The 26,483-nt window shown below is 71.6% G+C and carries 23 protein-coding genes and 1 pseudogene; 10 read left to right on the forward strand and 14 right to left on the reverse strand.

Translation table 11 applies throughout. The annotated features are described in order from the left end of the window. Nucleotides 1–67: 67 nt before the first annotated feature. Nucleotides 68–1,066, reverse strand: coding sequence for a helix-turn-helix transcriptional regulator (locus ACPT94_RS18605; protein ID WP_360332948.1), 999 nt, complete (start codon nt 1,064–1,066; stop codon nt 68–70). A gap of 173 nt (nt 1,067–1,239) precedes the next feature. Here ACPT94_RS18605 and ACPT94_RS18610 point away from each other — a divergent pair, with 173 nt between their 5' ends. From ACPT94_RS18610 to ACPT94_RS18625, 4 genes are all read left to right on the forward strand, one after another. Next, the gene (locus ACPT94_RS18610) at nt 1,240–1,614 is read left to right on the forward strand and encodes a nuclear transport factor 2 family protein (protein ID WP_360332951.1); all 375 of its coding nucleotides are present in this window, start codon (nt 1,240–1,242) and stop codon (nt 1,612–1,614) included. A gap of 106 nt (nt 1,615–1,720) precedes the next feature. Next, nucleotides 1,721–2,497 carry a DNA/RNA nuclease SfsA gene (locus tag ACPT94_RS18615; RefSeq protein WP_425246320.1) on the forward strand — a complete coding sequence of 259 codons (777 nt, stop codon included), beginning with the start codon at nt 1,721–1,723 and terminating at the stop codon, nt 2,495–2,497. Nucleotides 2,498–2,729: 232 nt separating this feature from the next. Next, entirely contained in the window at nt 2,730–3,680 is a 951-nt protein-coding gene (locus tag ACPT94_RS18620) for an NAD(P)-dependent alcohol dehydrogenase (RefSeq protein ID WP_425246321.1), read from the forward strand. Nucleotides 3,681–3,867: 187 nt separating this feature from the next. Further along, nucleotides 3,868–4,752, forward strand: coding sequence for an SDR family oxidoreductase (locus tag ACPT94_RS18625; protein WP_425246322.1), 885 nt, complete (start codon nt 3,868–3,870; stop codon nt 4,750–4,752). Nucleotides 4,753–4,848: 96 nt separating this feature from the next. Here ACPT94_RS18625 and ACPT94_RS18630 read toward each other — a convergent pair whose 3' ends face one another. Then, nucleotides 4,849–5,850 (reverse strand): amidohydrolase family protein, encoded by a 1,002-nt coding sequence (locus ACPT94_RS18630; protein ID WP_425246323.1) that lies wholly within the window; start codon nt 5,848–5,850, stop codon nt 4,849–4,851. A 219-nt stretch (nt 5,851–6,069) separates the two neighbouring features. Between ACPT94_RS18630 and ACPT94_RS18635 the strand changes: the two are divergent. Next, nucleotides 6,070–6,252 (forward strand): annotated as a pseudogene (locus ACPT94_RS18635) (DUF4442 domain-containing protein); the annotation flags it as partial. A 183-nt stretch (nt 6,253–6,435) separates the two neighbouring features. Further along, nucleotides 6,436–7,542 (forward strand): helix-turn-helix domain-containing protein, encoded by a 1,107-nt coding sequence (locus tag ACPT94_RS18640; protein WP_425246324.1) that lies wholly within the window; start codon nt 6,436–6,438, stop codon nt 7,540–7,542. Between the two features lie 68 nt (nt 7,543–7,610). Here ACPT94_RS18640 and ACPT94_RS18645 read toward each other — a convergent pair whose 3' ends face one another. The 10 genes from ACPT94_RS18645 to ACPT94_RS18690 all read right to left on the reverse strand — a co-directional run bounded on the left by ACPT94_RS18645 (nt 7,611) and on the right by ACPT94_RS18690 (nt 20,292). After that, nucleotides 7,611–8,360 (reverse strand): D-Ala-D-Ala carboxypeptidase family metallohydrolase, encoded by a 750-nt coding sequence (locus ACPT94_RS18645; protein WP_360332969.1) that lies wholly within the window; start codon nt 8,358–8,360, stop codon nt 7,611–7,613. Nucleotides 8,361–8,396: 36 nt separating this feature from the next. Continuing rightward, nucleotides 8,397–8,813 carry a hypothetical protein gene (locus ACPT94_RS18650; RefSeq protein WP_360332972.1) on the reverse strand — a complete coding sequence of 139 codons (417 nt, stop codon included), beginning with the start codon at nt 8,811–8,813 and terminating at the stop codon, nt 8,397–8,399. A 26-nt stretch (nt 8,814–8,839) separates the two neighbouring features. Beyond that, on the reverse strand, nt 8,840–9,244 hold the full coding sequence (locus ACPT94_RS18655; RefSeq protein WP_425246325.1) for a hypothetical protein: 405 nt from the start codon (nt 9,242–9,244) through the stop codon (nt 8,840–8,842). 27 nt (nt 9,245–9,271) lie between these two features. Continuing rightward, nucleotides 9,272–10,621 (reverse strand): GH25 family lysozyme, encoded by a 1,350-nt coding sequence (locus ACPT94_RS18660; RefSeq protein ID WP_425246326.1) that lies wholly within the window; start codon nt 10,619–10,621, stop codon nt 9,272–9,274. Between the two features lie 345 nt (nt 10,622–10,966). Next, the gene (locus ACPT94_RS18665) at nt 10,967–11,875 is read right to left on the reverse strand and encodes a helix-turn-helix transcriptional regulator (protein WP_360332981.1); all 909 of its coding nucleotides are present in this window, start codon (nt 11,873–11,875) and stop codon (nt 10,967–10,969) included. 228 nt (nt 11,876–12,103) lie between these two features. After that, nucleotides 12,104–12,874 carry a restriction endonuclease gene (locus ACPT94_RS18670; protein WP_360332984.1) on the reverse strand — a complete coding sequence of 257 codons (771 nt, stop codon included), beginning with the start codon at nt 12,872–12,874 and terminating at the stop codon, nt 12,104–12,106. A gap of 107 nt (nt 12,875–12,981) precedes the next feature. Then, nucleotides 12,982–13,695, reverse strand: a complete 714-nt coding sequence (locus ACPT94_RS18675) for an SMI1/KNR4 family protein (RefSeq protein ID WP_425246327.1) — start codon at nt 13,693–13,695, stop codon at nt 12,982–12,984. Between the two features lie 200 nt (nt 13,696–13,895). Then, nucleotides 13,896–14,282, reverse strand: a complete 387-nt coding sequence (locus ACPT94_RS18680) for a nuclear transport factor 2 family protein (RefSeq protein ID WP_360332990.1) — start codon at nt 14,280–14,282, stop codon at nt 13,896–13,898. A 250-nt stretch (nt 14,283–14,532) separates the two neighbouring features. Beyond that, nucleotides 14,533–19,146, reverse strand: coding sequence for a cation-translocating P-type ATPase (locus ACPT94_RS18685; RefSeq protein WP_425246328.1), 4,614 nt, complete (start codon nt 19,144–19,146; stop codon nt 14,533–14,535). A gap of 498 nt (nt 19,147–19,644) precedes the next feature. Continuing rightward, complete coding sequence (locus ACPT94_RS18690) at nt 19,645–20,292, reverse strand: class I SAM-dependent methyltransferase (protein WP_360332996.1); 648 nt, start codon at nt 20,290–20,292, stop codon at nt 19,645–19,647. Nucleotides 20,293–20,513: 221 nt separating this feature from the next. Here ACPT94_RS18690 and ACPT94_RS18695 point away from each other — a divergent pair, with 221 nt between their 5' ends. Then, nucleotides 20,514–22,025, forward strand: a complete 1,512-nt coding sequence (locus tag ACPT94_RS18695) for a serine/threonine-protein kinase (RefSeq protein ID WP_425246329.1) — start codon at nt 20,514–20,516, stop codon at nt 22,023–22,025. A 40-nt stretch (nt 22,026–22,065) separates the two neighbouring features. Here ACPT94_RS18695 and ACPT94_RS18700 read toward each other — a convergent pair whose 3' ends face one another. Further along, the gene (locus ACPT94_RS18700) at nt 22,066–22,551 is read right to left on the reverse strand and encodes a MarR family winged helix-turn-helix transcriptional regulator (protein ID WP_425246330.1); all 486 of its coding nucleotides are present in this window, start codon (nt 22,549–22,551) and stop codon (nt 22,066–22,068) included. Between the two features lie 52 nt (nt 22,552–22,603). Between ACPT94_RS18700 and ACPT94_RS18705 the strand changes: the two genes are divergently transcribed. The 3 genes from ACPT94_RS18705 to ACPT94_RS18715 all read left to right on the forward strand — a co-directional run bounded on the left by ACPT94_RS18705 (nt 22,604) and on the right by ACPT94_RS18715 (nt 24,278). Further along, entirely contained in the window at nt 22,604–23,278 is a 675-nt protein-coding gene (locus ACPT94_RS18705; RefSeq protein WP_425246331.1) for a TIGR03086 family metal-binding protein, read from the forward strand. Beyond that, complete coding sequence (locus ACPT94_RS18710) at nt 23,272–23,709, forward strand: hypothetical protein (protein WP_360333008.1); 438 nt, start codon at nt 23,272–23,274, stop codon at nt 23,707–23,709. The genes ACPT94_RS18705 and ACPT94_RS18710 overlap by 7 nt, the downstream gene beginning before the upstream one ends. A gap of 179 nt (nt 23,710–23,888) precedes the next feature. Continuing rightward, nucleotides 23,889–24,278: a hypothetical protein gene (locus ACPT94_RS18715; protein ID WP_360333393.1), complete on the forward strand. Its 390-nt coding sequence runs from the start codon at nt 23,889–23,891 to the stop codon at nt 24,276–24,278. Between the two features lie 193 nt (nt 24,279–24,471). Here the strand turns inward: ACPT94_RS18715 and ACPT94_RS18720 are convergent, their stop codons facing one another. After that, the gene (locus ACPT94_RS18720) at nt 24,472–26,187 is read right to left on the reverse strand and encodes an IPT/TIG domain-containing protein (RefSeq protein ID WP_425246332.1); all 1,716 of its coding nucleotides are present in this window, start codon (nt 26,185–26,187) and stop codon (nt 24,472–24,474) included. Nucleotides 26,188–26,483 lie beyond the last annotated feature (296 nt).

Here is a 26,483-nt window from a genome sequence, read left to right on the forward strand (position 1 = left end):
GTGGTACGCGGTCAAGAAGCGCCGCCGGCACAGGGGGCTGGTCGTGTGGCTGCCGTGGGCCGTCCGGTCAGGTGTCCTGGCAGGGGGCGTAGAGCGCAGCGGTTGCGGCGGCTTTGCGGGCCAGGGCCTCGCGGAGGTCTTCCGGGGTGAGGACTTCGGCGTCGGGACCGAAGGCGAGGAGCGTCTCCGCGGCCTGCAGCGAGCGGAAGCGCAGCTCGACTCTCGTCCAGCCCGGCTCACCCTCCGTCTCGGGCGGCGACTCGGCCGGGGCGGGAGTCGCGAGGTCTGCTTCGTGGATGCGGAGGAACTTGGCCAGGATCTCGTCGCGGACGCGGGTGGTGACGGCGAGCGGGGCGGGAATGTCGTCGATGCGGCGGCGCAGGGTCTGCCACACGTCGGTCAGCTCCAGGCCGTCGCGGCGCTGAGCGGGCTGGTCGAGGACGGTGGCGGACAGGGCGCGGTCGGTGCGGAAGAGGCGAGGTTCGCCGTCGTGGTCGGCGACGAGGTACCAGACACCGGCTTTGTTGACGAGGCCGTAGGGGTCGAGGGTGTAGGTGCGTACGCGGTTGTCGCGTCCGTGCCGGTAGCGCAGGCGAAGGCGCCGGTCGGTGAGGGCGGCCTGCTGGAAGGGGGCGAGGTCGGGGGCGGAATGGTCGGGGTCCGGGGTGCCGCGCCAGCGGACGGGGTCGATGAGGATCCGGCGGCTGGCCAGGTCGGCGTCGGGACGGTGCGGGGCGGGCAGGGCGGCCATGACCTTGCGCAGGGCGGAGCCGAGGGCCTGGCCCAGACCGAGGTCGGCATGGGCGGTACCGGACACCAGCACGAACAGGGCGCGCGACTCGTCGGCGGTGAGTCCGGTGACGTCGGTGCGGTAGCCGGGGAGCAGGGCGATGCCGCCCTGAGGGCCGCGGACGGCGTAGACGGGCACACCGGCCGCGGACAGGGCGTCCACGTCTCGCATGATCGTGCGGACCGAGACTTCCAGGCGGTCGGCCAGATCGGAGGCGGGCAGCTGTCCGTGGGTCTGCAGCAGCAGCATGATCGAGAGCAGGCGGTCGGATCTCATGGCTCCAAATTCCCTCACCTATATGACACAAGGTGTCATATAAGGCGGTCAGGATGAAGTCATCGGGTCGCGGAAAGGCGCGGCCCGGCCGCTCCCGCAAGGTGGGCCGCCGGTACACGGGCTGTACCGGGGCCCGTACGGGAGCAGTGCTTCAGGAAAGGGAAACACCTGTCATGACCGCCATCACCGGCTCCGCCCAGAAGATCGCCGACGAGTTCGTCCGTGCCTGGCTCGGCGGCGACGTCGACAAGGCGATGTCCTTCCTGTCCGAGGACGTCGTGTGCGAGGCGCCGAACGGCCGCTTCGAGGGGCTGGAGCGCTACCGCCAGTTCCTGGAGCCGTTCACCAGCGCCCTCATCAGCAGCACCGTGATCGACGTGCTGGGCGACGACACCCACGCCGCGACCGTCTACACCACCGAGACGCCGTTTGCGAAGGACTTCCGCGGCGTCGACTACCTGACTGTCGAGAACGGCAAGATCATTCACGTGATCAGTGTCTTCGACCTCTCCCCGAGCATCCGGGCCGGCCGGGATCCCCAGCACTGACCGGCAGTTCGCCGGACCCTGAGGACACCGGCCCGTGAGGTGTCGCCGGCCGCGCGCGGCCGGCCCTTCACGAGGCCGGGCCCGCCCGCACCTGAACGAAGGCAGCATGACCGACACCGCCGCAGCACTCACCACCCGGGGCGACCGGATCTGCTTCGCCGAGCCCCTGACCCGGGCTCGTGTCGTCCGGCGCCCCAACCGGTTCATCATCGACGCGGACATCGCCGGGACGGAGGTCGCCTGCCACTGCCCGACCACCGGGCGCATCGGCGACCTCGTCCTGGACGGCCTGCCCTGCCTGCTCTCCCGCAGCCGCAGCCCTAACCGCAGGACCCCGTACACCGTGGAAGCCGTCAGTGTCGATGCGCCCGGCACCCGCAAGCCTGCCTGGATCGGCATCAACCAGACGGCCGCCAACCGTTACGTCGAGCAGGCACTGAAGAGCAACCTCCTGCGAAAGATCGTCACCGTGCGCAGCGTCCAGCGGGAGAAGACCCTGGGCCGCTCGCGTCTCGACTTTCTCGTCAACGACGACACCTACGTCGAGGTGAAGACGCCCCTGGACCATCTCCAGGTGCCCCTCGGCGACCATGTGCGCACCCGGCCCCGCCCACCGCTCGCTTCCACCGACCGGCTGGTGAAGCACATCGGCGAACTCGGCGACAGTCTCGAAGCGCACGAACGCGCCGTCCTCCTGGTCTGTTTCCTCTACGACAACCCCGGCTTCCAGGTCCGCCCCAGCAGCCGCCACGAGGAGGTCGGAGCACAGGTCGCCCGGGCCGTGCGGCGCGGCGTCGAGATCTGGCAGGTCAACCTCCTGCTCGATGAGGCCGGCGCCCGCGTCGGGCGCCACTTCGAACTCACCCCGCAGTTCCTCGTCTGACGAGCCGGCTGCCGCGGCGCGGCACCGCGGCCGGGGGAGGCCGTCGCGCGCCCGTGCCGCCCTGCGGGGCGGCACGGGCCAGTAACCCGGATGACCGCCGACACCACCGGCCCGACGCCGCGACCTGATCCACGGCCCGGGGCCGGGCCACCGTCGACACGGCACCGGCACCCCAGCACCGCCCCACCCCGCCCCGTCCTTCAGGACGGGTCTTCTTCAAGGAACACGTCTCATGCGCAGGATCCAGTACCACCGCTACGGCGGCCCCGACACGATGCGACTGGAGGACTTCGTCCTGCCCTCGCCGAAGGAAGGCGAGGTCGCGGTCACGGTCGCCGCGGCAGCGATCAACCCGATCGACTGGAAGGTCCGGCAGGGCGCGCTGAGGATGATGACCGGCCGGTCCTTCCCCCGCGCGATGGGCTCGGACTTCGCCGGCACCGTCACCGCGGTCGGCCCCGGCGTCACCGCCGTCAAGCCCGGCGACCACGTGTACGGAATCGCCCCGCTCAAGCCCAGCGGCGCCTTCGCCCAAGCGGTCGTCGCCCCCGCGTCCCACCTCGCCCTCAAGCCCGCCGGCCTGTCCTTCGAACAGGCCGCGGCCCTGGCCACCCCGGCGGTCATGGCCTGGGCCGGACTCATCGACCGCGCCCGCCTGCGAGCCGGGCAACGGGTCTTCGTCAACGGTGCCACCGGCGGCGTCGGCGAAGCCGTCGTCCAGCTCGCCAGAGCCCTCGGCGCCACCGTCACCGGCACCACCGGCCCCACCTCGGTGGACCGCGCCCGCGCCCTCGGCGTCGACCCGGTCTACGACTACACCACCACCGACCCCGCCGACCAGGCAGAACCGAAGGGCACGTTCGACGTCGTCTACGACACCAGCGGCTCCCTCCCCGTCAGGACCGCCATGCGGCTGCTGAACAAGACCGGCGTCTACCTCGACATCAACGCCACCCCCGCCAAGTTCGCGCACGCCGCCCTCTTCCGACGCCACAAGATCTTCTTCTGTGAGCCCGACCCCCGGACCCTCACCGAGGCCGCCACCCGGGCCGCCGCCGGAGACATCCGCATGTCCATCGGCGAAACCGTCCCGCTGGACACCGCCACCGCCCTGATCACCGACCTGGAGAAAGGCCGCAAGATCAACGGCAAGGGTCTGATCCTCATGACCCCAGGCACCTGACCGGTCTGACAGCGCCCGGACCGCCAAGGCGACCAGTACCTCCACCCGCCGCCGCACGACTGCCGCCATACGGCGCGCAACAGCGGCGGCACCCCCGACCCAGCCCGCACCGGGCTGCCCGATCGCGCCCGTGCGGCCCGGCATCCGCTCAGGGCGTCATTTCACACACTCCGACAAGGAACCCATCGTGATCACCATCACTGCGGCGACCGGACACTACGGTCGCCTCGTCATCGACGAACTGCTCAAGCGGGGGGTGCCCGCGAGCGGCATCGTGGCGGCCGTCCGCAACCCCGCCAAGGCCGCCGACCTGGCCGAGCGGGGCGTGCAGGTCCGCGAGGCCGACTACGACCGGCCCGAGACCCTGGTGCCCGCCTTCGCAGGCACCACCACCCTGCTGCTCGTACCGGGCGCCGAGTTCGGGCAGCGGTACCCGCAGATGCGGCGAGCGATCGCCGCCGCCGTCGAGGCCCGCGTCGGCCTGGTCGCCTACGCGAGCTTCGTCAACACCGACACCAGCACCCTCCGGCTCGGCGACGAGCACAAGCAGACCGAGCAGGAACTGCGCTCCTCCGGACTGCCGCACATCCTCCTCCGCAACGGCGCGTACACCGAGATGTACACCACCACCCTCGGCCCCGCCCTGGAACACGGCGCCATCATCGGCTCCTTCGGCGAGGGAAAGATCTCCGGGGCCACCCGCGCGGACCTCGCAGCGGCCGCCGCCGTCATCCTGACCAGTGACGACCAGGCAGGAAAGATCTACGAACTCGGCGGAACCGCCTTCACCATGTCCGATCTGGCCGCCGAGGTATCCCGGCAGACCGGCAAACCCCTCACCTACCAGGACCTCCCGGTCGGCCAGTACGCCAAGGCCCTGGCCGACGCCGGCCTGCCCGGCGCGTTCGCCGACCTGCTCGCCGACACCAGCCTCGCCGCCACCCGAGGCGACTGGTACACCGACAGCACCGACCTGCCCCAGCTCATCGGCCGCCCCTCCACCCCTCTGGCCACCGCCGTCGCCGAAGCCCTCAAGGCCGGCCCCGCCGACACCTTCGACCCGCGCGGCTGACCTCACCCGGGCATTTTCCGGATCACCAGCTCCTCGGTGCTGCCTCGCAGTGGGGGCGGCACCAGCCTTCATCGGTTGACGGCCGGTTCGACGGCGTCACAGGCCGAACAGGTTTGCCGCGTTGTCGTGGCACACGGCCCGCAGCCAGTCCTGTCCGAGACCCAGCCGTTCCAGGGCGTGGAGCTGGTGCAGGTAGGAGTAGGGGATGTTGGGGAAGTCGGAGCCGAGCAGGATGCGGTCGCCGAGTGCGGCGAGCCGCGGCAGGGCCCGGCGCGGGAACGGCATGAACCCCTCGGTGAAGTCGGTGAACGCCATCGTCGTGTCCAGCCGCACCTGGTCGTACCGCTCGGCGAGGTCGAGGAACTCCTCGTACTCGGGCATGCCCATGTGCGCGACGATCAGCCGCAGCTTCGGGTGCCGCGCCAGCACCCGCGCGACGGGCTCGGGGCCTGTGTGCTTGCCCGGCGCGGGCCCCGAGCCGCAGTGCATCACCACGGGGATCCGGGCCTCGGCCAGCACCCCCCACGCCTGCTGGAGACGTTCGTCGGCCGGATCGTACGCTCCTACCTGTACATGAGCCTTGAACACGCGCGCGCCTGCTTCGACGGCCTCGCGGACGTATGTCTCGACGTCCGGCTCGGGGTGGAGGGTGGCGGTGTGCAGGCAGTCGGGGGTCCGGCGGGCGAAGTCGGCCGCCCAGCCGTTCAGCCACCTGGCCATGCCGGGCTTGTGGGGGTAGAGCATCGAGGTGAAGGCCCGGACCCCGAACGCCCGCAGAAGAGCCGTTCTCTCTGCCTCCTCCTTCCGGTACGTGATCGGCCACTCCAGCCCGCCGATCAGCGGCCCGTTGGCGTCGAAGTAGTCCCAGACCTTGTGCAGGACACGCTCGGGCATGAAGTGGGTGTGGACGTCGACCAGCCCGGGAAGACCGAGTCGGCCCCAGAAACGGCGGACCTCACCGGCCTCCTCACTCCAAGCCTCGTCACTCGTGGACGCGGTGGCCGCGCTCGACCTCCGCGACCCGGCTCCGTCCGCGGGACCGTGAGCGGGGGCGGCGAAGACGGCAGAGCTGACGGGGGCCATACGCTGATCGGTCATGTCGCCCACGATCGGCCCTGGTGAGGAGGTGGAGCGACCCTTTCCACAAGGAGCGCGGTGAGGGATCCATCACACAAGTTGCGGCGGTGAGGTACCTTGTCCGGCCTCCCTCACTCGCCCGGCGGCTGACGAGCCCGCCCGCGCCCCCGTACGCACACACGATGTCCGTCCAAGGAGAGCACGTGGACGACCAGACACAGCCGGAGCAGGCGAGTCCCGAAGTTCAACCTCCTCGCGCCCGCCGTCGGCGATCACCTCGAGGCGGTCGGAACCGTCCTGAAGTCCGGACGCACCCTGACCGTCTGCCAGTTGGAGGTGTACGGCGTCCAGGCCGGCGGCGAGCGAAAGCTGGTCGCCAACGGGCAGCAGACCCTGATCCGGGTGACCAGACCTGGGCAGTGAGCCCCCCCCGCTGCAGTGAGCGGCACCGACCTCGGTCCGGAGGCGATGCCGGTTGACAGTCCCTCAAATACCGTCTTGCAAAAGGGCGTTGACGGTCGTATTCCGCCAGTCAAAGGACACACGCGCTCCTTCTGTGCGGTGTAGCTTCTCCCCGTCAGCAGAGGCTTGAGCAAGGGTGGATGTGTGGTTGCCTCTCCGCAAACCGAGAAGTTCGCCGCCTGCCTTCGGATGCTGAAGGACCGCAGTGGCCGGGGTTACGACCGCCTCGGCAAGGAGGCGGGCGTCAGTGGTTCCAGTCTGCATCGGTACTGCTCCGGCCTCAGCGTTCCGACGGACTACCGGGTGGTGCACGCCTTCGCCAAGGTGTGCGGCGCCAGTGCGGAAGAGCTCCGCGAACTCCACCGGCTGTGGGCGCTGGCGGACACCGACCGGGACGTACCGGCCGTGACCGCCAAGGAGAACCCGGACCCGGAACCGGACGCACCTGCCCTGCCCCTCACACAGGCGAGTCCCGGGCCCGAGGACCCTGTCGTGCCCGCGCAGGCGAACCCCGGACCCGACGACGCCACCCCACCGGAGATCACCCCCGACGAGACCGAGAAGCCACGACGGTCCCGGGTGCCCGAGAAGCTGTCCTCCCGTTTCGCGATCCTGGCCGCCGTGGTCGCGGTGGTGCTGGTGGCCGGCTTCGTGTGGCTGCCCTTCGGGCGCCCCGCCGGTGCCTCACCGGCGGCCGACGACAGGCTGCTGTTCTCCCCGGCGTGCGAGACGGTGAGCATGGGGCAGCACGACGAGTGCGTGCGTGAGGTCCAGACCCTGTTGGTGCGGTCGAAGGGGAGGCTCGCCGTCGACGGGGACTTCGGGCCGGAGACCCTGCGCAGACTGACCGCGTTCCAGGTGCTGGCGGGTGTGACGGCCAGGAGCGTGGTCGACGAGGACACCAAGAACGCGCTCTACGCGCAGAAGGTGAGCATGGCGACCTGGTCGCCGACCCAGGTGGCGAAGCGGATCCGTGCGGTGTTCGTCGAGGATCCCGACACCGCCGTGGCCATCGCCCGCTGTGCGTCGTTCCTCGACCCGCTGTGGGTGCTGCCCAACACCAACGGCAGCCGGAACTGGGGCGTGTTCCAGATCTCCGACGCCCGCCTGCGGGAGCTGGACGGCACACCGCTGCGCGCGTTCGACCCGGAGTGGAACATCAAGGCGGCCCACCGGCTGTGGAGCGCCCACCGCGACTTCCACGACTGGCCCTCCTGCGAGGCGGCGCTGAAGGACACACCGAAGAGCTGAAGCCCGCAGGTCCCGGTCACCGTGCGGCGGTGACCGGGACCTCCGGCTCCGGATGACTCGGGGCGGCGTCAGATCGTGCCGCTCTCCCACCACCAGTCGCGGCCGAGGTCAGCCCTGCTGTCGACGTGCTGGTGGTCGACGGTGTACCTCTCCAGCCCGGAGAACCCGCAGGTCTCCGCCTTCTGGTAGACGGTCTTGGTGGCCACGCCGGGCACGTCGAGGTCGGCCGCGGTGCCGTACAGGTGCATGCTGTCGCTGGCCCCGCCGATCTCGGCGTTGTGCGCGATGCTGCGGAAGCCGGAGTTGACCGTGATCGGCTTGTCGCCCAGCTTCTTGCGCAGCGCCTCCAGCTTGTACATGCAGCGGCGGGCGTTCTCCTTCGCCTGCGCCGCGCTCACCTTGCCGCCGTTGAAGGTGCCGCTCGACTGGTCGACGAACTCGCTCCAGTTGAAGTGGGCCGTGGAGCCGTCCGACTGCTCCAACGCGTTGAGCTTCGCCTGGGTGTTGGGTCCGACGATGGCGTCGGCGGTGAGACCGTACGCCGTCTGGAACCGGCGTACGGCCGCCGCCGTGCCGGGGCCGAAGTCCCCGTCGACGCTGACCCGGGTGTGACTGGGGCTGTCCGCCGCCCAGCCCGCGACTCTGATCTGCAGCTCGGTCACGTCGGCGCCGCTGTCGCCCTGCTTCAGGGTGCGCGACCACGAATAGGCCTGTGCGACGCCCGAGAACAGCAGCTGACCGAACGCGACACCGGCGCCGGCGGCCAGCGTGCCACGCAGCACGGCGCGGCGGTTGACGGGACGGAAGGAGGAAGTCATCGTCGTCCTTTCGGGGAACGGTGGTGCGGGAAGCGGTCAGTAGGCGATCTGGAACGTGACGTTCTGCGCGTCCTCGTCGTACGGGCCCACGCGCAGGACGAAGTGGGTGCCGTCCCTGACGTCGGTGGCGACGGTCGCCCACTCGGTGCCGTGGAGGGAGTACGTGTTGTCGTGGTTGCACTTGCCGGTGTGGTCGACGAACACCACACAGGCGTACAGGAACACCCCCGGCTCGTCCGTGATGAGCCGCATGTTGATGTCGTTGCACCGCGAGGACGTCGTATAGGTGCCGTACGACACGGGGGACGTGGAGTAGTGGTACGTCAGGGTCTTGGCGCCGCCGTAGCAGCTGACGGCGGCGGCCGAGGACTGCGCCGAGGCCGGCGCGACGCCCACCCCCAGCAGCGCGGCCGCGGTGAACAGAGCCGTGGCGAACGCCCTGCTCCGGATCATGGTGGTCTCCGTTCGGACGAGGGTGGTCAGAAAGCGATCTGCACGACGGCGTCGTCGCCCTCCAGGGGTATTCCGTTGGGCACCGTGAACTTGCTGCCGTCCAGGACGTCGGTGGCGATCGTCGTCCAGCTACGGCCGACCTTGGTCCAGCCGTTGCAGGTGCCGTACCTCGCGAACTTCACGCAGGCCCACACGTAGTCCGCGGTTCCGCTGATGACGCGCATGTTGATGTCGTGACAGCGGCTCGTGGTCCAGTAGGGGCCGAAATCGACTACGTCCCCGTAGCGCACCGTGACCGCCCCGCCGTAGCAGGTCGTCGCGGCCGCGGCTGCCGTGGCTGCCGTGGCGGTCGAGGCGGAGGCGGGCGTCGGAGCGGTGAAGGCCAGGGTGACGAGCAGGGCGACCAGGGACGCGCGTGCGAATCGGGTCATGGGGGTTCTCCTTGGTTCCGGCCGGGATCAGCGGTTGGCCAGACGGTCCAGGTCGGCCTGGGTGCCGTTGAACACGTCCGCGGTCGCCGGTGCCTTGATGCCGGGGAAGATCGCGGCGTCGGTGTACTGCCACATCGCCCAGGTGGTCGAGCCGTTCGGCAGCGGCGGCTGGGTGATCGACTGGCGGTAGTCCGCGAGTTGCAGCGGATACCGGGCGAAGGCGGTGGTCGCACCCAGGCAGTCGTCGAGGAAGGACTTCTGGGTGTAGATGACCGGCGTGCGGCCGAAGGCCGCCTCCACCCGGTCGAGCCAGGCCTTGGCGTCGTCCACCGTGCCGTGGGTGGGGCAGCGTCCGCTGCCGTCGTCCATGCGTTCCAGGTCGAAGATCGGCGGCAGGTCGCCCGCACGCTGCCCGGTGTAGCCGGTCGCCCGCACGGCGGCGACGAACCGGTCGGCCTGCGCCGCACCCGTGTCGGGCGCCGTGCCCGTGTAGAAGTGGTAGGGCGCGACGGCCAGCCCCGCCGCCCTGGCCCCCTGGAGGTCGGTGGCGAGGTATTCGTCGGTGACGTTCAGGCCCCGGGTGGCCTTGACCGTCGCGAACTCGACACCCGAGGCCCGTACGGCCTTCCAGTCGATCGGCGCGCCGCCGGGGTGCTGATACTTGGCTGTGTCCAGGCCGTCGATCGGGTAGCCGGCCGGGCGCGGTGGCGTGCAGTACGTGTCACGGCTGGACCAGTCCGCCAGTTTCGCCCAGGTGTTGGGGCCCACGACGCCGTCGGCGCTGAGGTTGGCGCAGTGCTGGAGCTCGATGACCCGGGACTCGGTCCCGCCCCCGAAGTCACCGTCGATCGTCAACGGCGGATGGTGAAACGGCTCCATCGCCAGGTTCAGACGGCACTGCAGCTCCTTGACCTCAGTGCCCTTCGCACCCCGTCGCAGCGTCGGGCGCGCGTCGGTGTGCCCGCACACGGTCGCCTGCGCCGTGCTCGACGTGCCCTGGTGGGCGCAGGTGTGCGGTTGTGCGGCCCAGGTGTTCAGCGCCGCCCAGGTCTGCGGGCCCAGCACACCGTCCACGCCCAGCCCGGCACACCGCTGGAAGTCCTTGACGCGCGTCTCCGTCGCCGGCCCGAACGTACCGTCCGCCGCGATCGGCGTGTACCGGCTCGGCTTCGTCGCCAGACTGAGCTCGCACTGCGCCTCGACCGTCGAGTCCCCCGTCGATCCCCGCTGCAGCGTGGGCTGTGCGCTCGTATGCCCGCAGACCGCGACCGCGGTGGCTGCGACGGACTGCGCCGCCTGCACCACCGTGGGCCCGTACAGGGGCAGGACCGCTGCCACGGCGAGGGTCGGACCCCGCAGAAGCGTCCTGTGTCCCATCTGGTGTTCCCCCTCTTGTGAGTGGCCGGGAGCCCCGGCGCCGATCATGCTGGCAGCCGTTGTCCCGAAGCAGATCCCCTTGCCGCCGGATTGGGACGCCGGGACAGTCACACGCCTGTGACCTGCGAGGACGGATCACCGCTGGGATGGACATGGGATACGGACGGCGGAGCTGGAGCTCGAGGGGGAGGCTCAGCGGGGCCCGGCGGCCGCCCGGGCCCGGGGTGAGACAGTTTCGGTGCACCTGCTGGGCAACCGGTCGTCGCGCGCGGGTCTCCGAATTCCCCGCGGACGCGGGCGGGGGTCAGCTTGTGCCGCTCGGCCGGCTTCTCCCCGCGGCGTACGTCATTCCGGGCGTGCCGTGCTGCCGGGCCGGGGGGCGCGTGACGGGCCGCTTTCCCGGGTGGCGTCCGGGGCGCTCCAGCTGGCGAGGAGGGCGAGGGCCTGCGCGGAGGCGGAGCCCGGTTCGGCGGTGTACACGCACATGGTCTGGCCCGGGTCGGCGGGGAAGGCCAGGGTCTCGTGGTGGAGGGTGAACTCGCCCACCACGGGGTGGTGGAAGTGCTGCGTTCCGTGGACGCACTGGGCCACTCGGTGGCTGTCCCACCAGGCACTGAACTCCGGCACCTTGACGACGGCCTCGCCGATCAGTTCGTTGAGCAGGGCGTCGTCGGGGTGGCGTCCGGCTTCCAGGCGCAGGTTGGCCACGACGATCTGCGCGACCTCGCCCCAGTTCCGGTACAGCTCGCGGGCGGCGGGGTCGAGGAGGACGTAGCGGGCGAAGTTGCGTTCCCGGTACGGCAGCGCGTCCCAGTCGGTGATCAGGGCGCGGGCCAGGTGGTTGGCGGCCAGCACGTCCTGCCGGTGGTTGACGACAAAGGCCGGCGTGACGCCGCCCAGGATGTCCAGCATCCGATGGACGTCCGGGCGCACGCGCTGCACGCGTTCCGGGCGGCGGCGCGGTGAGCGGGTGGTGCGGGGGCGGGCGAGGTCGAACAGGTGACCGCGTTCGTCGTCGTCAAGGCGCAGGGCGCGGGCCACGGCGTCCAGGACGGCCTCGGAGACGTTGGGGTGGCGGCCCTGTTCGAGGCGGGTGTAGTAGTCCGTGCTCACTCCGGCCAGGTGGGCGACCTCCTCGCGGCGCAGGCCCGGTACCCGGCGCACTCCGCCACCCGGGATCACCCCCGCGTCGTCCGGGCTCAGGCGGGCCCGGCGGGTGCGAAGGAAGTCTCCCAGCTCAGCGTTCCGCTCCATTTCTCCAGTATTCGCGCGGGGCGGACCGGTCATCCGGCCCAGGGTGGCCCAGCTGGACCCAGGCGCCGCTGGGCCCCTCTCGCGGGCTGACCCGCCGTCGGCGTCGGCCGCGACGCCGTCCTGAGCACCTCACGCGGACCCGGAGACCCTCACCGACCTCGTCGCCGGACTCGCTGCCCGCGCCGCCACCCCGGCCGAGGCCGCACAGGCCGCCGACCTCGTCGTGCGTCAATGCGGGGTCTCGGCAGCCGTCTTTTCCCATCCCGCTGACCAGCCTCCCGGGGCGGCCTCCCAGGGCCGGGGACCGGTGCCGTCCGTCCATGCCTGGAGGGTCTCCCGGTCCACGCACACGATCCCGCACTGGTCGGCGTACTCCACCGCGGGCGTGGTGAAGTCGCTCGTGGTGACCAGCACGGCGACGTCGGCCTCGTGGACGGTGAAGCAGGTGCCGCCGAAGCGCTGAAGATCCTGGGAGCCGACCCGGTGGGAGTCGCCGTAGTGCTTGCACTGGACGACGACCCGGCGCCCGTCGGGGGTCACGGCCACGACATCGGCGCCCAGGTCCCCGGCGCCTCCCACGACGTCGACGGCGGAGCAACCGTCGCGTTCGCAGAGGGCGGCGATCGCCTCCTCGAACTCCTCGGGCGTCAGGGCGTCGTAGTCGACGGGGACCTCAGCGGCCGGGCGGGGAAGCGGAATCGGGGGAGCCTCCAGCTCGTCGGCCGCCTCCCTCGCCGCCTCGTCGAGCGCTGCTGCGGCCCGGCGTGCCGCTCTAGACACGTGCAACCGGCGCCGCAGGCCCACCAGGCCCGCGACACCGACAACGACCAGGACGAACACCCAGACGGGACGCCGCTCCACGGCACCGGCCACCATGCGGGCCGCGAAACCCAGGACGCTCACGCCCACAGCGAGAAAGACGAAGAACAGGGCGGTCGAGCGAAGGTCGAACCCGTGCCGGCGGTTCGCAGACGGTTGACGACGCGCAGGTGCGGTCACGACATGCCCCCCTCATGGGACCGACGGCAAGATCACTCCTACCGTCTGCCCAAGATCGGGACCTTCATTGTTCCCACTGCCGCGTTCCCACTGCCGCGCCGGACGCCTCACTCGGCGGTGCTGCCCCCACGACGACGGACCTGCGGTGCCGACAGGGCTGTGCGCTCGGCTTCCTCCAGCCAGTCGGTGTACCAGCGGGCGAACGTCACCGGCGTACCGTCGTCGCCGAGGAGCGGGGCGAGGTCTACGTCGTCCACCCGGCAGTCGGACCAGATGGTGCCGCGATGGCTGCCACTGATGATCAGCCACTCCCTCTGGGCGCAACCCAGGTGGGAGATCACGATCGCGCCGGCAGTGCGCTCCGGGGCGAACATGACGGCCCCCCACCGCTCGTCCCACGCCTCCATGGCGTCGTCGAAGTCCTCGATGGCGTCGAAGTCCTCTTCCTCGGGGCGTTCGGCAAGAACGCCGTCGAGCAGTTTCGGGTCCGGCCCCTCCTCGGGGAACGGCTCCGCAAGCATCGACAGGTCGGCCAGGTCCGCGCCGTCGCCCTCCCAACGCCAGCGGCCTTGCACGCGCCGAACCGGAAACAGGCCGTACGCGGGGCCGGCGCCACCCGCGCCGACGTGCAGCAGGAAGGCCCGGTACTCCTCCGGCAGCCGCACGCCCATGTGAGCCTCGAGTTCGGCAAGTTCGTCCTGGGTGAGCGCGTCCTCCACGATCCACCTGTGCCCCGACGCGCCGAACACCTTGTCGCCCCCGGGCCCCGCACCAGCCGCTTCGACCCGCTGACGTACTCCTGCCCACCACTGATCAGTCATGCGCAGACCGTACGCGCCACCACTGACACCCGCCGCGCGGGACGACTGCCGCCGCCCAACGGGTTGTTGACCGCCCCCGCGTCCAGCGGCGGCGCGCACAACTGCGATCACCAGCGTGATGCCGGAAGTTCGGCCTGTGCGGGGCCACCGACGTCGTCCCTCTCCGCAGAACCCCTTCCAAGAACCGCTCCCGAGTGCGGCTAGTCCACGCCGGGCGGCACACGTGTGGCCTGGTGGTAGTACATCCGCCAGCCTGCGGCTCCGTCGCCCTTGCGCCAGATCGAACTGTGCCTGGTCCTGCGCTCGCCGAGCATGGTCTCGAAGGTCAGATGCACCAGCCCCGGCGCGAGCAGCACCCCCGAGATCTCTGAGGGCTCATAACGGGGAGCATCCACCGAACTGCCGGGATGGTCGGGCAGTTCGGCGAGCATGGCCTCATACGTCCATCGCCGCCCCGACCCGCCGACCTCCACGAACTCCGGGTCAAGCAGCTGCGCGGCGCGTTCCCGCGAGGCGCGGACACGCGGATCCATGAGCTGCAACTCGCCCGCGATCGCCTGGTTCACATCATCTGTCGCACCGTCCATGCACGTATCCTCACCGAGCCCACCGGCCCCGCCGCAACCGAATTCACCCACCGGCTTGCCGGGCGCCTCGAAGACCGGATACGCCTGGTCGGCGCCCTGCGGAAAACCGCACCTTGGCCCTGTACCAGCCGGCGCCGCCCAGTCGCCGGCGCCCCGGCAGGTGCAGCACCCGGCCTCCACCCGGTATGGAAGGCGCCTCGGGCGCCGACAGGCCGCCGATATCGCCACCCGCAAAGGGCCGAATTCTCGGTTACTTACCTGGGCCCGGGGGAGCGCTTTGCGGCTGCTTCGCGGCATGGCGGTCCGATGGCGTCAGGAAGCGGGGGGTGACGGCGGCTGCGAGGGTGGCCGTGGTGGCGCAGATGGTGACGGTGGCCCAGGCGAGGGGGCCGAGGGGGGTGCAGCCGAAGAAGTGGCTGAGCCCGGGGGCCTGGACGATGGTGATCAGAGCAGCGGCGGACAGGGCCGCCGTGGACAGGACGAGAGGGCTGCGCCAGTCGGTGATGAGGGTTTGGCCGAGTTGGGTGGTCACCAGTGCGGCCAGGCCCATGGTGCCGGCGCGGCGTGGCAGGCCGGTGACGCGGCCGGTCTGCCAGGCGCTGAGGGCGCCGAGCGTGGTGGCGGCGCCGCGGATGACGAGAAGGCGTGCGAGATCGGGTCCCAGCAGCGCGGGGGCCGGCCCGGTGAGGGGGTCGTCGCCGGATCGGGCGGGAGCGAGCGCGACGGCGAGGGCGGGCAGCATGTCGGTGAGGAGGTTGACGAGCAGGAGCTGACGGGTGCCGAGGGGCGCGCGGCCGGACAGGGCGGTGCCGAGCACGGTGAAGGCGACTTCGCCGGCGTTGCCGCCCAGGAGGATCGCGACGGCGTTACGCACACTGCGCCACAGGGCGTGGCCCTCCTGGACGGCGTTGAGGATGCGGGTGGGGTCGGGGTCGGTGAGGACGAGGTCGGCGGCGGCTCGGGCCGAGGTGGAACCGTGTGCGGTCAGGCCGATGCCGACGTCGGCGAGGCGGATGGCGGCGGCGTCGTTGATGCCGTCGCCGGTCATGGCGACGACGTGCCCGTTGTGCTGCATGGCCTGGACGATGCGGACCTTGTGTTCCGGAGACACGCGGGCGAAGACCGCGGCCTTCTCGACGGCCTGGATGCGGTCCGGTTCGGGCAGGGCGTCCAGCTGCGCACCGGTCAGGACGATGTCGGCGCGGGGGATGCCCAGGTCGCGGGCGATGGCGGTGGCGGTGGCGGGGTGATCACCGGTGATCATGATGGTGCGTACACCCATGTCGGTGAGGCGTTTGACGGTCTCGGCGGCCCCGGCCCGGGGAGTGTCGGCGATCGCGAGAAAGCCCAGCAGCGTCAGGTCACCGACCAGCTCGGCCAGACCGTCGCAGGGAGACGGCGCGGTGGCCGGGGTGCCCTGGGCGACGGCCAGCACTCGCAGCCCGTCGCCCGCGAGGCGCCGTACGAGGCGGTGCGCGGCCCGCAGCCGGGCAGGTGTGAGGGCGACGACGCCGTCGTGGCCGGGTTCCTGGGTGGCGCCGAGGGTGGTCGCGCAGTGGCCGAGGACGGTCTCGGGCGCGCCTTTGACGGCCAGGCAGGGCCGTCCCGCGTCGGTGCCGAGGGTGGCGGAGTAGCCGCGGCCGGCCTCGAAGGGGAGCTCCACGCCGGGTCGCCAGGCGTGGTCGGGCGGGCACTGGGCGGTGGCGGCGTCGACGACGGCCTGGTCGGTGGCGTGATCGAGGGGCCGTCCGGGCGCGGGCCGGGGGCAGGCCCGTGCGGCGGTGCGCAGGAGGCGTTGCCCGGTGGGGCTGTCGACGAGGACGTCGTGGTCGAGTGTGGCCAGGCGGGTGACGGTCAGGCGGCCTTCGGTGAGGGTGCCGGTCTTGTCGAAGCAGACCGCGTCGACGCGGCCCAGGGCTTCCAGGGCGCGGGCGGAGCGCGTCAGGACGCCGTGCCGGGACAGGCGGCGGGCGGCAGCCGACTGGGCGACGGTGGCGACCAGTGGCAGGCCCTCCGGAACGGCGGCGACCGCTACGGCCACGCCGGAGGCCAGAGCCTCCCGCACCGGCACGCCCCGGATCAGGCCCAGCAGCGTGACCGCGGCGCCGCCGACGCCGACCGCGGGCAGCGCCGTTCTGGTCAGGGCGGCCAGATGGCCTTCGATGCCGGGCGGGGCGACGGCGTGGCCGGCCAGATCCGCGGCGCGGCCGGCCTCGGACTGCGTTCCGGTGGCCACGACCACCGCGTAACCGGCACCCGCCAGCACACCGCAGCCCTGGTAGACCATGCAGGACCGCTCGGCCAGCTCCGCACCGGGGGTGGCCGCCGGATCCTTGGCGACAGCGGCGGGCTCCCCGGTCAGGGCCGCCTCGTCGATCTCCAGCCGGTCGCTGATCAGCAGCCGGGCATCCGCGGGGACGACGTCCGAGGGGCCCAGCGCGATCACGTCCCCGATCCGTAGGTCCTGCGCGGGGACTGTGCGCACCGGAGCCGTGTCCAGCCCGGCGAAGAACCGCGCCCGGTCCGATGCCGCCGCGGCCTGCGGGCCGTCCATGGCGGGGGGTGTCCACATCACATGCCGCGCCCGGATGTTCTCGGTGAGCACCAGGCCGGCGATGGCGCGTTCGGCGTGCAGCCGCTGTGCGCCGCTGACGACGGCGTTGCCGGCCATCACCCCTCCCACCAGTGCGGAATCGATGCTCGACCCCACAGCGGCGGAAGCTGCCGCGCCCAGCGCCAGCACGGGTGTGAGAGGGTCGCGGAGTTCTTCCCGCACCGCGGTGAGCAACTGGCCCGCCCACCAGGTCGGCGCGGCCAGACCGAGGGCGTCGGCCGCGGCGCGCCCGGCCTTCAGCAGACGGGCTGTTCCGGTGGCCGCGTCAGCCGCGGGCGGCCGGGGCGCGCCCTCGCGGAGGGCCGTCAGGACACGGAGGGTCTCGCGGGCTCCGAGGGCGTGCCAGGCACCGCGGACACGGGCCGGGGGCAGCGGGCGGCGGGCCGGGCCGCGGGCGGCCCTGACGCCCCCGAGCTGGGCGAGGAAGGCAGCCGCGTACACCGGGGACGTCGTCAGGCCGCCCACCGTCCGGCGGGCACCCGCGGCCGCGATCAGCGCCCCCAGCGCGGACCCGCCCATCGACAGGTGAGCCGACTTCAGGCTGACGCGGTGAGCGGCGTCGACCGCGGACAGGATCCGCCAGATCTGCGCGGGCCCGCCGCACACCAGGTCCGCCGACCACCACGCCCCGCGGCCCCGGGCAGCGCTGGTGCCGTGGGCGGGCAGCACGGCTACGCCGATGTCGGCGGCGGCCAGCGCGCGGTCCTCGGCCGAGCTGACCAACAGCACGGCGTGACCGTCCTGTTGCAGGCGGCGCACCTGCTGATGCAAGGGCGTGGCGGGCGGCAGGCTCTGATCGGCCCACGGAAGCAGTTCGGCGGCGCTCACGTGTTCGGTGAGAAGCAGGCGGCGGGAGCCGGAGCGGGCCGCGGTCACGACGGCGTCGGCCAGCGGGTCGAGGTCACAGCCCACCACGACCCGACCCGCGCACCGGCCGTCCGGGGCGCGCAGGTCCAGCGGCAGCCCCGAGGGGGCGTCGGGGCGGGCCCGGAGGGCGTCGGCGGGGCGTTCCAGCCGCCAGCCCCCGGCGGCCCACGGTCCGGGGCCGCACAGGGCATGCAGCGGGAGGTCCGCCAGACACGTTTGCGCGGCGGCCCAGAGGGCGGTCTCGTCCAGGCCGTCCATGGCGGTCGCCGACATCAGCCTCGGACGAGCCGTGCACAGGACCGCGGAGTCGATCACGACGGCCGAGACCCTGTCCAGCAGCCGCAGGGCGCCTCCGTCCAGCGGGACCACGCCGTGGCGGGCCAGGTCGCGGCCGAGCTGCGCACAGAACGCCTCGCGCCCCATGCCCGCGGCTTTCGGCACCGTGGCCAGGATCGCCTGTACGGCGGACTCGGGGCTGCGGGCCCATGCCCACGCTCCTGCCGCGCCCAGCAGCGCCGCCAGCGAGGTCCGCTCCCCGCACCTCTCCACCGGGCCGGCCGGCAGCGGCACCGGCCGGGGCAGCCGGTCGGGGACCTGCCCGGGCAGTCCCTGCCCTGCCACACCGACGAGCTGCGCCTCCAGCCGGTGCCACACGGCCTGCCGGGCGCGGATCTCCGCCAGCTGCCACACGCGCTGCACCCCGTCCAGGACCAGTGGTGCGACCCCCGCCGTCATCGCATGGGTGAACGCGTGGGCCACCGTCAGCACCATCTCGGCGTGCGCCCGGCCCAGGCGGCCCTCCAGCAGGCGGCGTAGCCGAGGCTGGGTCTCCGCCACCACCACCGGTACGCGCAGCACCGGAGGGAACACGGGCAGCGGCGTCAGCCGGCGAGCCGCGGCCGCGACCAGTCCCAGGCAGTCCGCCACCAGCGACGCTCCGGCCAGCACGGCCGGTGTGGTGTCGAACGGCGGATGCGGACGGTCGCCCGCGAACGGTTCACCTCCGCAGCCGTGCGCCAGCTCAACGCCCTCCACCAGCTCCAACAGCGCGTCCACAGCGAGGTCGTGCCGGGCGGTCGCGACCACCACGTGTCCCAGCGCCGCGTTCACCTCCGCCCACGTCACACCCGGCGCACCCCGCAGCGCGGCCGTCACCTCGAGAGCCAGCCGTTCGTGCCGCTCCCCGCGCCCGCCCAGTCCGCGCACCTCGATGTGCGCCCGGCCCGGCCGTGTCCACACCCGCCGCCGAGAGCGGCCCTCACCCGCGTCCACCAGCGCGGCCACCGCGTCGGCGACGCCACTCGGCACACCCGCGATCATGCCGCCCAGCGCGCGCCGCCCCCGATCCGCCACATCGACGAACGCGGCCCGCGCCTGGTCCATGAACGATGCGGCCGCTTCCCCAGGCCCGGCGTGCGCCGTCGGAACAAGGCGGGGAACCGGCCCTGGCCCGGACAGGAGAAGCCCACTCCACGGCCGCACTGGCGCCTCCTGCTCACTCGTCCGACAACGGGACCGGCCTGGGCGGGGCCACACGCCGCGCAGACGTACCCGACACCGTCACGGCGCTACGAGCGCCAGAACACGATCCTCATCAAACACCTCAAGACCGCACAAGCCGGACGCGACTGTTCGGCGGAAGCGCGGATCCCTCTCCCGCGCACGCATGACCCGCACCGCCAGAGGCGTTCCGCACGGCGATCCGAGAAGAACATCGGCACGCGCAGGCAGCGGCCCGAGTCGGTCTGCTCCCTGCCGCCGCCACGCGCCGCTGCGGGACAACGACGGGATGGTCCTCCCCACGGACCGCAGCAGTGCCTCGGAGCCCCCTTGCTCGACCAAAGCGGAGCTCGAACGGACAGTGAGCCCGGCAGCCTCTGTCTAGGCTTTGCGCACGAGCAGGTGGATCTCCTGGAACTGCCGTCGGTCGGTGGGCTGAGGCTGGCGCACCATCCGGGCCACCTCGGCCAACCCGGACTTGCGCAGCATCGCGGCGAGGTGATCAGGCGACCACCGATAGGCCAGGGCGACTGTGTGATCGAAGGCCTGAGTCGGGTGAGACGCATCATCGCTCGCCGAAAAGCCGATCAGAAGGTGGCCGCCAGGTGCCAGCACGCGATGGAACTCCGCCAGGATGGCGGGGAGTTCCTCCGGCGGAGTGTGGATGATCGACCAGCGGGAGAGCACGCCGTCCAGCACGCCGTCAGTGATGTCCAACGCGGCCATCGAGCCCACGTCGAACCGCAGGCCCGGATATGCCTGCCGAGCCAACTCGATCATCGCAGGAGAGGCATCGACACCGAACGCCGTCAGCCCCAGCTCGTCCAGGTAAGCGGTGATATGGCCAGGCCCACACCCCAGGTCCGCGACCTGACCGCCCCCACTCGCCCGTACGGCCTCGGCGAAGGCACCCAGGATCGCACGGTCCAGGGGACTGTCACGCAGCGTGTCGCGGAACAGCTGCGCATAGGTGGAGGCAGCGGCGTCGTAGGCCTCGCGGGTGACGGCGAGGGCATCGTGTTCGACCATGCTCGCGACAGTAGTTCCTGGTGTTGAGGCGTGTCAGGCCGACAGAACCGAGAACGGCAATCCCTAGGGGTCACTGTTGTTGACAGGGTCGTCCGTGGCATGGAGGTCATGGAACGGGTCCCGACGCGTGCCCTCTCGAACTCGGGCGGCGGCGTCGTACGCATCGCCGTCCACGCCTGAGCCTCGTTCACGGCCGAGGCCCGGGGGTATTCCCGCTTCTCATGGGTACGCGTGTCCGGCGCTCTCTTGGTAACGAGCGCCTGCGCACGGCACCCGTTGAAGCGTTGGGAGATTTCATGAGGCTCCGTCAGTCGGCTTTGGCGCATTCCTGGCGTTCCGCGGAGGTGCTGGCCGGGCGGTATCGCCTGGACGGGGTCATCGGCTCGGGTGGTGCCGGCGACGTCCACCGTGGCTTCGACCTGCGCCTGGAACGACCGGTGGCAGTCAAGGTCTTCCGTGACGGCGCCGGCGACATGGAGGAACATTTCGGCAACGAAGCGGTGGTCCTGGCCCGGTTGCAGCACCCGGGCCTGGTCACCGTCCACGATGCCGGACGGCACAACGGCCGCGCCTACCTGGTCATGCAGCTGATCGACGGCCCCACGCTGAAGGACCGCATCGCCGCAGGCTCCATGACCCCCGGCGAGACGGCCGCGCTCGGTGCCGGCCTGGCCCGGGCTCTGGCTCACGCGCATGAGGCAGGGGTCGTTCACCGTGACGTCAAGCCCTCGAACATCATCCTGGACGCGTCCGGTCGCCCCCACCTGACGGATTTCGGTATCTCCCGGCTTCTCGACGCCACTACGCGCACCGCTACCGGCACACTCGTCGGCACGGCCGCCTACCTGTCTCCCGAGCAGGTGCTCGGCCGGTCTGTCGGCCCGCCCGCCGATGTCTACGCCCTTGGGCTGGTGCTCCTCGAATGCCTCACGGGCAGGCTCGAATACGACGGTGGTCCCCTGGAGGCCGCGATCGCGCGCCTGCACCGCCCGCCCGAACTGCCCGGCTCCCTGCCGGAACAACTCGCGGCCCTACTGCGGGACATGACCGCCCTGGAGGCACTCGCCCGCCCATCGGCACGTGACTGCGCCCGGACACTGACCGCTCTGGCCGACACGGCCGGTCCCGGCCCCGCCGCGTCCCCGGCTGACGTCACGAGCATGGTCACCAGGCAGGCACTGGGGCGCGCCGATCTGACGCACCGGCATTCGCCGCACACCGTGGGTGCAACCGCGCCGAAGGCCACTCCCGCGCGTGGACGCGCTCTGGTCGCTGGTGGAGCCGCCGCGCTCGCTGCCGTCATGGCCGCCGCGCTCGCTGTCTCGGACGGCTCTGCGCACCAAGGAGGCGATGACAAGGCGACACGCGCCGCCAGCGGCCCCTCCGCGAAAGCCGACTCACCGGGCACGTCCGCCGGTAGGAACGAGGCGGGACCTGCGGCTCCGACGTCCTCCGCCGCCGATGCCTCCGCCGAAGCGCCCCGTGACGCTCTCGACCAAAGCAACGGCCCTGCCTCTGCCGCCCCGAGCAGTGAGCCGGTCACCGAGACAGCCGCACGCGGCACAGCAGCCCCACCGTCACGGGCCGGGGATGGCACACCGGGTCAGGCCACGGATGCGTCCGATACGCAAACGCATGCCAAGACCGGGGCGCAGGCCCCCGGCGAACGGTCCGCCAAGTCCAGCAAGCCCGAAAAGCTCCAGGAGAAGCCCGGGAAGGGGAACAAGGAGTAACAAGCCATCACATCGCTGTCCCGGGACCCTTGGGGCGGGGTCAGTCCATACTCCGCGGCTCCGACAGGGCGGACAGGGACTGCAGGCTCCTGAGGAAACCGTCACGGTCCGCGGCCGGAAGCTGGGCCAGCAGTCGTTCCTCACCCTTCTGGATGGCGGACTGGACGGTGTCCCGCAACCGTCGGCCCTCAACGGTGAGGGAGAGCAGACGCGCGCGCCGGTCCTTGGGATCAGGCCGACGGCGGATCAGTCCGCGGTTCTCCAGGTCGTCGAGGACCGCGATGATGCGGGTCTTGTCCGCCCGGATGGCCTGGGCCAGCGCGGCCTGGGTGCGAATCGGCGTCTCGTCGAGATGCAACAGCACGGCGTACGCCCACATCGTCAGCCCGTGCGCGTCGAGGATCGGCTGTTCCGCAGCCATCAAGGTGCGGAGCAGCGGCACGACCATCTCGGCCAGATCGGGACGGGTAGCCCGTCTCCCCGACGGGGTCACCTCGGTGTCCCCCTGAACTGCGTCGTCCGCCATGGTCAAGAAAATACCCGTTGACACTCCGTACGCAGGCACACACCATAAGCAGATGCTTACTAATTCTCCTGCGGACCTGGACCGCATACGGCGCCTCGACGCGCAGGCGGTCCGCGACAGCGTGTCCCTGGTACGCCAGGTGACATCCGACGACCTGCTCCGCCCGACGCCCTGCTCGGCGTGGACGTTGACCGATCTGCTCGCCCACATGACGGCCCAGCACCGCGGGTTCGCCGCGGCCGCGCTCGGGTACGGCGAGGCCCTCGCCCACTGGGAGGTCCGTCCCCTTCCCGAGGGCGTCGCCGGGGAGTACGGCGAAGCGGCGGAGCAGGTCATCGCCGCCTTCGCGACCGTGGCCACCTGCGAGCGCCCCTTCGTTCTTCCGGAACTGTCCGGCGGCCGGTTTCCTGCGGCCCGGGCCATCGGCTTCCACTTCCTCGACTACGTGCTCCACAGCTGGGACGTCGCCCGCAGCCTGGGGGTCGCGTACGAACCTGATGCCGAACTCCAGGCGGCCGCGCTGGCCATCGCCCGTGCTGTCCCGGACGGCGGCTTCCGCCTCACTCGGGACAGCCCTTTCCGGCCGGCACTGCCCGCGGACGACGGGGCGAGCACGTGGGAGCAGATCCTGAGGCTCCTGGGCCGATCGCCGGGCTGGCGGGACCCGTCTCGGGAGGCGGCAGCCGACCGGCACCAGGCCTCGACCGTCCCTGACACGACATGCTGAGGTCCTCGTGGACGCCTGGCCAGGCGCACGACCACACGGGCCCAGTACTGATCAGTGTCACCGACTTCGAGCTGGACAGGATCACAGACCTCCCCGGCGTCTACCGGGAGGCCCGTCGGCTGGCGGCCGACTGGCCCGAGCTTCCGGGAGCTTTGGGGATGTGGTTGTGGACGATCCCCACGGCCCGCCGGTGCGGCGCCGTTGCCGTCTGGAACGACACGGCCGCCCTGCATCACTTCATCGCCTGGCCGCCCCACGTCGCCATCATGCGCGCCTACAAGGGACGCGGCACGCTGACCTCCACCACCTGGCAGGCGGACGCCTTCGACTTGAGGGAGACCTGGGCCTGCGCACAAACCGAGCTGAGGACAGGACCGATGCGGAGACGCAGCCAGAGGCATGGACCCACCGAGGCTGGACCCGAATCCTGAGGCGGTTCCGATGCGGGTGACGTTTGGGCACGGTTTCCTCGTAGTGGACCGCAGGCTGTCCCGGACCACGCCCCGAAGTCTGGTGCTGCACGCATATCGCGTTGTGGGGCCGAGGGCGCCGCCATAAGGTCACCGGCATGTCTTTACGTCTTCGTATGCGTCAAGCACTGCCGGAAGCGATGCGCGCCCGTGACAAGGCTGCGGTGAGCGCCCTGCGCGCGACGCTTGCCACGCTGGACAACGCTGAGGCGGTGCCCGTGGGCGACGCTGACCTCCGCGGCCTGGCTCTTGAGCAGTCGCCGGTCGGCGTCGGCGCCACCGAAGCAGCGCGGTGTGAGCTGAGCGAGCGCGGTGTGGTGGAGGTCGTGCGTGCCGAGGCCGCCGAGCGACTGGAGGTCGCAGCGCGGTTGACCGCGCCCGCGCACGCCGACCGGGCCGCGCGGCTCCGCGCGGAGGCCGCGGTGCTGCTCCGCTTCCTCGACGATCCCGGCACCGCACAGGACACGGCGTCGCGCCGCACCCCAAGCGACGCGGGGACAAGCCTGGGAAGGGGCGCGACCACCGCCTGATCAACGGGGTTGTGTGAACTCCTGAAGATCGCGCGGTGGCCGCGGGCCGGCGTGGACCCTGTCCGCCGGCAGGCGATGTTCGTTCGACCAGGCCGTGGCCCGGAGCGCGGGCCGGTCCGGGCGGGTTGAACCCCGGGCCGCGGCCCGCGCCTCGACTCCATGACCGAGTGACGTCGCCCGGTCATGGAGGGCATCAGATGGCGGCCGGGGTCACGTAGGTGTAGTCGTTCCAGGAGGAGATTCCGCCGAGGGTGGTGACCGTGATGGTGACGCCCGAACCGGCGGAGTGGGGCGGGGCGGTGGCCGTGATCTGTTGGTCGGAGATGACGGTGAAGGGGACAGGGATGTTGTCGAAGGTGACTGTCTGCGTGGTGGCGAGCTGGGTGCCGGTGAAGGTGACCTCGGTGCCGCCGGAAGTCGGTCCGGCTGTGGGATCGACGGCGGTCACGGCGGGGAGATCGAGGTAGGTGTAGGTCAGGCCGCCGACGATTCCGCCCGGGGTGATGACGGTGACCGCTGCCGGGCCGGGGCTCGGCACCCCGGGGACCTCCACGGTGACGGCGGTGTCGGTGGCGGACTGAATGAGGGCGGTTCTGTTGCCGAAGCGCACGGAGGTGGTTCCGGCGAGGTTGAATCCGGTGATGACAGCGGTGCCTCCGCCGCTGTAGGGGCCCATCGGGGGCCCGCCACCGCCGAAAGGACTGCTGGTGACGGTGATGCCGGTCAGGACGGGGGCGGGCCGGTAGACGAAGGTCCCGAAGCCCGCCGTGCCTCCGGGGGCGGTGACGGTCACGGGGACCACGCCCGCCCCGGCCGGAACCCGCACGGTCACCGACGTCGCGGTGTTGGCCAGGATCGTCGCCGTCCTGGTGCCGAACCGCACGGCGGTGACCCCGGCCAGACCGTGGCCCCGGATGATCACGACGGTGCCGCCGGCGGTCGAGCCCTGGTCGGGCACGAGGGTCAGGGCGATGACGCTGACCGTGCCGTCGGCGGTATTGGTGACGTACAGGCGGGCGCCGTCCGGGGAGAGGGCGACGCCGGTCGGGTCCTGCCCCACCGGGAGGCTGCCCGTGGCGGTGTTGGAGGCGGTGTCGATCACGGTGACCGCGTTGTCGTCGATGCAGGCCACGTACGCGGCGGCCCCGTCCGGGCTGACGGCCACCACACGGGGGCCGGTGCCGACGGGGATGCTCGCGGTCACCGTGTCGGTGGCGGTGTCGATCACACGGACGACGTGCTCGCCGGCGGTGCTGACGTAGGCGCGGGCGCCGTCCGGGGCGAAGGCGACCAGCACGGGCACGTCGCCGACCAGGATGCTGGAGATGATGGTGTCGGTGGCGGTGTCGATCACGCTGACGGTGCCGTCGCCGGTGCACGCCACGTAGGCGCGGGTGCCGTCGGGCGAGACGGCGACGCCGACCGGGGCGGCGGCCGCCAGGGTACCGACGACCGTGAGCGTGGCGGCGTTGATGACGCTGACGACGCCGGCCGCCTGGCTGGTCACATAGATGCGGGAGCCGTCCGGGGTCACCGCTACGCCGACGGCTCCGGCACCGACCGGGACGGTCGCGGTGACCGTGAGTGTGGTGGTGTCGATCACGCCGACCGTGCCGTCGTTGTTCAGGGTGACGTAGGCGCGCGTGCCGTCCGGCGAGAAGGCCACCATGGAGGGCCCGGCGCTCGTGGCGATCGTCGCGGTCACGGTGTCCGTCGCGGTGTCGATCACGCTGACGGTGTTCGACATCCGGTTGGCGACGTACGCTCGCCCACCGTCCGGGGCCACGGCCACCCCCAGCGGAGAATCACCGACGGGGATGGTGGCATCGGACGACGACAGAAGTGCGGCAGTCTGCGGGGACCGCATCGCTGCGGCCGCGAGGGGGCGGGGAGAAGTCAGCGGGGACATCGACGAGCCTTTCTGAGCGGGTATTACGTCGAGAGCTCAGACCCCGGCTGCAGGAGCACAGCCCCGAGGGTCTTCCCTGGCGAAGGGCTCCGCTCGTGACATGCGGCCGCCCTCCAGCACATTTCCCGCGGCATTGGATGGGCGACCCGCCGCTTCACTCACTCAAAGTGACGCAACGCCAAATGGGTGACAAGAGTCAGCCCGCGCCATCACCCGAACAGCCCAGCGCGCGACATCGACGCTCACGCCTCCCACTCCACAACATTGCGCCCCTGCTGACATGCATGGACCAGAGA

Origin of the sequence: Streptomyces aurantiaciflavus, assembly GCF_049808595.1 — a bacterium.
GTDB lineage: Bacteria > Actinomycetota > Actinomycetes > Streptomycetales > Streptomycetaceae > Streptomyces.

What these genes read in the sequence shown, in the direction of transcription:
- ACPT94_RS18650 (WP_360332972.1), bottom strand. Translation starts at nt 8,813, where the DNA reads ATGATCCGGAGCAGGGCGTTCGCCACGGCTCTGTTCACCGCGGCCGCG.
- ACPT94_RS18700 (WP_425246330.1), bottom strand. Translation starts at nt 22,551, where the DNA reads ATGGCGGACGACGCAGTTCAGGGGGACACCGAGGTGACCCCGTCGGGG.
- ACPT94_RS18680 (WP_360332990.1), bottom strand. Translation starts at nt 14,282, where the DNA reads ATGGACGGTGCGACAGATGATGTGAACCAGGCGATCGCGGGCGAGTTG.
- ACPT94_RS18610 (WP_360332951.1), top strand. Translation starts at nt 1,240, where the DNA reads ATGACCGCCATCACCGGCTCCGCCCAGAAGATCGCCGACGAGTTCGTC.
- ACPT94_RS18620 (WP_425246321.1), top strand. Translation starts at nt 2,730, where the DNA reads ATGCGCAGGATCCAGTACCACCGCTACGGCGGCCCCGACACGATGCGA.
- ACPT94_RS18655 (WP_425246325.1), bottom strand. Translation starts at nt 9,244, where the DNA reads ATGACCCGATTCGCACGCGCGTCCCTGGTCGCCCTGCTCGTCACCCTG.
- ACPT94_RS18675 (WP_425246327.1), bottom strand. Translation starts at nt 13,695, where the DNA reads ATGACTGATCAGTGGTGGGCAGGAGTACGTCAGCGGGTCGAAGCGGCT.
- ACPT94_RS18665 (WP_360332981.1), bottom strand. Translation starts at nt 11,875, where the DNA reads ATGGAGCGGAACGCTGAGCTGGGAGACTTCCTTCGCACCCGCCGGGCC.
- ACPT94_RS18660 (WP_425246326.1), bottom strand. Translation starts at nt 10,621, where the DNA reads ATGGGACACAGGACGCTTCTGCGGGGTCCGACCCTCGCCGTGGCAGCG.
- ACPT94_RS18720 (WP_425246332.1), bottom strand. Translation starts at nt 26,187, where the DNA reads ATGTCCCCGCTGACTTCTCCCCGCCCCCTCGCGGCCGCAGCGATGCGG.
- ACPT94_RS18605 (WP_360332948.1), bottom strand. Translation starts at nt 1,066, where the DNA reads ATGAGATCCGACCGCCTGCTCTCGATCATGCTGCTGCTGCAGACCCAC.
- ACPT94_RS18715 (WP_360333393.1), top strand. Translation starts at nt 23,889, where the DNA reads ATGCGCGCCCGTGACAAGGCTGCGGTGAGCGCCCTGCGCGCGACGCTT.
- ACPT94_RS18645 (WP_360332969.1), bottom strand. Translation starts at nt 8,360, where the DNA reads ATGACTTCCTCCTTCCGTCCCGTCAACCGCCGCGCCGTGCTGCGTGGC.
- ACPT94_RS18705 (WP_425246331.1), top strand. Translation starts at nt 22,604, where the DNA reads ATGCTTACTAATTCTCCTGCGGACCTGGACCGCATACGGCGCCTCGAC.
- ACPT94_RS18630 (WP_425246323.1), bottom strand. Translation starts at nt 5,850, where the DNA reads ATGACCGATCAGCGTATGGCCCCCGTCAGCTCTGCCGTCTTCGCCGCC.
- ACPT94_RS18685 (WP_425246328.1), bottom strand. Translation starts at nt 19,146, where the DNA reads ATGGACCAGGCGCGGGCCGCGTTCGTCGATGTGGCGGATCGGGGGCGG.
- ACPT94_RS18710 (WP_360333008.1), top strand. Translation starts at nt 23,272, where the DNA reads ATGCTGAGGTCCTCGTGGACGCCTGGCCAGGCGCACGACCACACGGGC.
- ACPT94_RS18695 (WP_425246329.1), top strand. Translation starts at nt 20,514, where the DNA reads ATGGGTACGCGTGTCCGGCGCTCTCTTGGTAACGAGCGCCTGCGCACG.
- ACPT94_RS18615 (WP_425246320.1), top strand. Translation starts at nt 1,721, where the DNA reads ATGACCGACACCGCCGCAGCACTCACCACCCGGGGCGACCGGATCTGC.
- ACPT94_RS18690 (WP_360332996.1), bottom strand. Translation starts at nt 20,292, where the DNA reads ATGGTCGAACACGATGCCCTCGCCGTCACCCGCGAGGCCTACGACGCC.